General features: G+C 70.1%; 5 protein-coding genes. 3 read left to right on the forward strand and 2 right to left on the reverse strand.

Annotated elements, in window-relative coordinates:
- The coding region (locus PLL68_RS06900) for a YqgE/AlgH family protein (RefSeq protein WP_324532911.1) at positions 1-548 on the forward strand (548 nt) is incomplete at its 5' end.
- Positions 549-553: 5 nt separating this feature from the next.
- On the opposite strand, the gene PLL68_RS06905 is transcribed toward PLL68_RS06900, so the two are convergent.
- Entirely contained in the window at positions 554-1,729 is a 1,176-nt protein-coding gene (locus tag PLL68_RS06905) for a type II toxin-antitoxin system HipA family toxin (RefSeq protein ID WP_324532913.1), read from the reverse strand.
- Between the two features lie 52 nt (positions 1,730-1,781).
- Positions 1,782-2,117: a helix-turn-helix transcriptional regulator gene (locus PLL68_RS06910; protein ID WP_211675648.1), complete on the reverse strand. Its 336-nt coding sequence runs from the start codon at positions 2,115-2,117 to the stop codon at positions 1,782-1,784.
- 152 nt (positions 2,118-2,269) lie between these two features.
- Between PLL68_RS06910 and PLL68_RS06915 the strand changes: the two genes are divergently transcribed.
- The gene (locus tag PLL68_RS06915) at positions 2,270-2,572 is read left to right on the forward strand and encodes a DUF3039 domain-containing protein (protein ID WP_159904055.1); all 303 of its coding nucleotides are present in this window, start codon (positions 2,270-2,272) and stop codon (positions 2,570-2,572) included.
- Positions 2,573-2,716: 144 nt separating this feature from the next.
- On the forward strand, positions 2,717-4,502 hold a 1,786-nt coding region (locus tag PLL68_RS06920), incomplete at its 3' end, for a DEAD/DEAH box helicase (RefSeq protein ID WP_324532917.1).

Raw genomic sequence — 4,502 nt, forward strand, 5'->3', positions numbered from 1 at the left:
ACACCACGGGCAAGCTCCTCGTCGCAACCCCGCAGATCGAGGAGGGCGTGTTCGCACGCTCCGTCGTCCTCGTGCTCCATCACGATGACGACGGCGCCCAGGGGTTGGTGCTCAACCGGCCCGTCGACGCCGACATCGACGCGGTGCTGCCCGGGTGGGAGGCCCACGCCAGTTCTCCGGCCAAGGTCTTCCAGGGCGGGCCCGTGCAGCTCGACTCGGCGCTCGGCCTGGCCGTCGTCCCCGGGGACGCGCCCGCTCCCTCGGGCGTTCGCCGGTTGTTCGGCTCGGTGGCGTTGGTCGACCTCGACGCCCAGCCATCGCTCGTCGTGCCGGCGGTCGCTGGTCTGCGGATCTTCGCCGGGTATGCCGGGTGGTCTCCGGGGCAGCTCGAGGACGAGATCAGGACCGGTTCGTGGTTCGTCGTCGACAGCGAGAGCGGCGACGTCTTCACCGACGAGCCGGCCGGTCTCTGGCAGCGCGTCCTGCGACGTCAGGGCGATCCGTTGCGCTGGGTCGCCTGGTACCCGCGCGACCCGTCGCTGAACTGACCCCGCTACTCGATGGCGTACGGATTCAGGATCTGCCGGCCCATGAGCCGGGAGGCCTCCTCCGTCGTCAAGCGCGCCTGATCCGCACAGTCGCGGTAGGAATTTCGGATGCCGTTCACGACCTCGTCGAGGATGTTGCGGGCCGCGCGCTGGCTGAGGAGGTAGGTGGGTGCTGACTCCAGCAGCAGGGTCAGTCTCGCCGCACGTTGCCCGTTCGGACCGAAGGCCATTGCCTGATTCGCTTCACGGCCCGATCGTGGCTGCGGGCAGAGGTCGTAGGCCGGCGTCAGCGCCAAGGTGTGGCCATCCCAGAACGCCGCGTGATTGCGGGCGTGGTCATCGGTGTTGCCGATGCAGATGTTGACCGCGATCCGGCGGAACAGTTCCGCGAGCGTGCCGGCGGGGTCGCTGAACCGTGCCCTCACGACATCGGCGACGTCGGTGTAGGTCGCGTATCGACCCATCATCTCGTCCAGGCCAAGGATGGTGAGAACCGACACCATCTGCCGTCGTTCGCCGGCCATCGTCGTGCGATCGAAGCGCTCCACGAGCAGCACGTCCCTGCCGAGGGACCGGGTGACGTCGACGTTCGGAACTCGAACGCCGGCGGCCCTGGCCAAGAGCATCCCGAGGGCCTCCGCCTTCACCACGGGGTATGTGTCGCTCGCGGACGAGAACTTCGCGACGAGGTGTCGTTTGCCGTCGCTGATCAGCGCCTTGGGTCGGGCCCCACCGATCGACGTTCCCCGGACCAAGGCCTCGCCGAGCTCCTCCGGGAGTGCCTCGCCGGCGTCCAGCGCTTGGGCAGCAGACACCAGCTGGTCGAGCGTCGCTTCACCTCCGCGGTGGACGTAGACGTCGGGGCGCGACTGGAAGTCCAAGGCGCCGATGCGGTTTGATCCCGACTCAAGCAGGTACGTCAACGGCCCGAGGTCGCCGGTGTCGGAGTGCCGCGTCAGATGTCCCGTGCGACGCGCCAGGATCACCCGCTGACCCCAGGAGTCGGGCCCCGCATCACGGATGGCGGAGGGCAGACTCAGGCCGGGCAGTGGCTCGATGCGGCCGGGGCGGAGGGGCAGCTCTGGGAGGTAGAGCGCAATGGCGTCGCTGCGGTTGAGGTAGGAACGCCCGTAGGTGAAGGTGACGATGCCGTTGCTCTGGGCCTCGAGCAGCCCTGCCACGACTGGATCCGTCGCGCCCGGAAGCCAAATCCAGACGTATGCCTCGCGCGGTTCAGAAGTCGTCACGGACCGGCTCCTCGCGTGGTCGGACTCTCGTGGGGAGCAACGCCAACGTCTCGCGCCCGTGACGCACCTCGGCCACGAGGGAAGGTTCGTCGCGCCCGAACAGGGTGACGCCGCACAGGACTGCGGCCTCCAACGCCGTGCCCAGTGCCACGGTTGGGGCGCCCCTCTCGATCTTGGTGATCGTCACGGGGTGTACCCCGACCCGCTCGGCCAACTCGGCGACCGTCCACCCTCTTTCGCGGCGTCCCTTGGCGACCTGCTGGCCGAGCAGCTCCGCTGCCAGCACGGTCGGGGCGCTGTAGGGCAGGGCGTGCTTTGCCACCGTAGCCTCCTTAAAAACACTCTTAGAGCGCTAAGAGTACCTTTGAATGTTTCGTATCGCCACGGGTGGGGCGGGTAGGGGCAGTGACATGGCCCGGCGGGCAGCCGCCTCAGCTCCCGACTCCGGACGGGTGGGCGCATACACTCGGCGCCATGAGCGAGACGATGCCGCCCCTTGACGACCCGAACGCTCCGGCCGGGCAGCCAGCGACCCGCACCGCCGTGCTCGAGCGCACCGAGGCCGTGCCCCAGGTCGCCGAACCCGGTGACCACGAGCGCTTCTCGCACTACGTGCGCAAGGAGAAGATCCTCGAGAGCGCCCTGTCCGGCGAGCCGGTCACCGCCCTGTGCGGCAAGGTCTGGGTGCCCGGGCGCGACCCCAAGAAGTTCCCGGTGTGCCCCACCTGCCAGGAGATCTACGACGGTCTGCGCGCCCCCCAGGACGGCGACAAGTAGGCGGCATCCGCCCTCTCCCTCCCTGCGAGAAGCCGCCTCGACCACCAGAACACGGCGTGTCGCCCGGCCTGTCGCAGGGAATGTCGGCAAGGGCGGGGTGGTGCCAGCGGTGAGGCTGTCGAGCGGTTAGGGTTGCCGTCGCCCATGAGTACCTCTGCCGCCGGACACCTGTCACCCGCCTTCCCCGAGCGGGCGGCGTGGGGAACCGCTTCGAAGCTGCGCGCCTGGCAGGAAGAGGCGCTGGCCAGCTACCTGCGCAGCGAGAGCCGCGACTTCCTCGCCGTCGCCACCCCCGGCGCCGGCAAGACCACGTACGCCCTGCGGGTCGCGACCGAACTGCTCGACCGCGGCATCATCCGGGCGGTCACCGTCGTCGCCCCCACCGAGCACCTGAAGACCCAGTGGGCGGATGCCGCGGCGCGCGTGGGCGTCCACCTCAACCCCGCGTTCTCCAACTCCAGCGGGGTGCAGTCCCACGAGTACCACGGTGTCGCGCTCACCTATGCGCAGGTCGCCGCCAACCCGGCGTTGCACCGCCGCCGCACGATCGACACCCCGACCCTGGTGATCCTCGACGAGATCCACCACGGCGGGGACGCGAAGTCGTGGGGCGACGGCATCCGTGAGGCCTTCGAGCCAGCCACCCGCCGCCTGTCGCTGACCGGCACGCCGTTTCGTTCCGACACGAGCCCCATCCCGTTCGTGCGCTACGAGATGGGTGAGGACGGCATCCTGCGCTCGGCCTCGGACCACACCTACGGCTACGCGGAGGCGTTGCGCGACGGGGTCGTGCGGCCCGTGCTCTTCCTCGCCTACGGCGGCGCGATGCGGTGGCGCACCAAGGCCGGCGACGAGGTCTCGGCACGCCTGGGTGAACCCCTCACCAAGGACCTCACCGCGCAGGCCTGGCGCACCGCGCTCGACCCCAAGGGGGAGTGGGTGCCCTCGGTGCTCGCTGCCGCAGACAAGCGCCTGAGCGAGGTGCGCCGCCACGTGCCGGATGCCGGTGGGCTGGTGATCGCGTCGAACCAGACGGCCGCTCGCGCGTACGCCAAGCTGCTCCAGGGCATCACCGGCGTGGCGCCCACCGTGGTGCTCTCCGACGATGCCGGGGCGAGCACCCGCATCGAGAAGTTCGCGGCCGACACCTCACGGTGGATGGTGGCCGTGCGGATGGTGTCCGAAGGTGTCGACGTGCCGCGCCTGTGCGTGGGCGTCTATGCCACGTCGACCTCGACGCCGCTGTACTTCGCGCAGGCCGTCGGACGCTTCGTGCGGGCCCGCAAGCGGGGTGAGACGGCCTCGGTGTTCCTGCCCTCGGTGCCGGTGATCCTCAGCCACGCAGCCGCCATGGAGGTCGAGCGCGACCACGCCCTCGATCGCAAGACCACCGCCGAGGGTGAGGCGTCGCTCTGGGCGGAGGAGGAGGGCCTGCTCGCCGCGGCGAACCGCACCGAGACCGAGGCCGACCTCGAGGACAGCTCCTTCGAGGCGCTGGAGTCCGACGCGCACTTCGACCACGTGCTCTTCGACGCCCAGCAGTTCGGCCTGCACGCGGCCGTGGGCTCGCAGGAGGAGCAGGACTACCTCGGGCTCCCGGGCCTGCTGGAGCCCGAACAGGTGACGACCCTGCTCAACGAGCGGCAGGCACGCCAGTCCAAGTCGGCCACCCGCCGAGGTGGGGCGCCAGCGGGAGGTGCAGCGACGGCATCCGGCCCGTCGGTGGTCTCTGCGCACCGCGCGCTGGCCTCTCAGCGCAAGGAGCTGAACAAGCTCGTGGCGGCGTACTCGTCGAAGACGGGGGCGGCGCACGCGGCCATCCACATGGACCTGCGCCGCACGTGTGGCGGCCCCGAGCTCGCGTCGGCGACGAGTGAGCAGGTCACCGAGCGGATCGACCGGATCAGGCGCTGGTTCGTCGGCCGCCGCT

The organism is Ornithinibacter sp. (assembly GCF_035443565.1).
Classification (GTDB): Bacteria; Actinomycetota; Actinomycetes; order Actinomycetales; family Dermatophilaceae; genus Fodinibacter.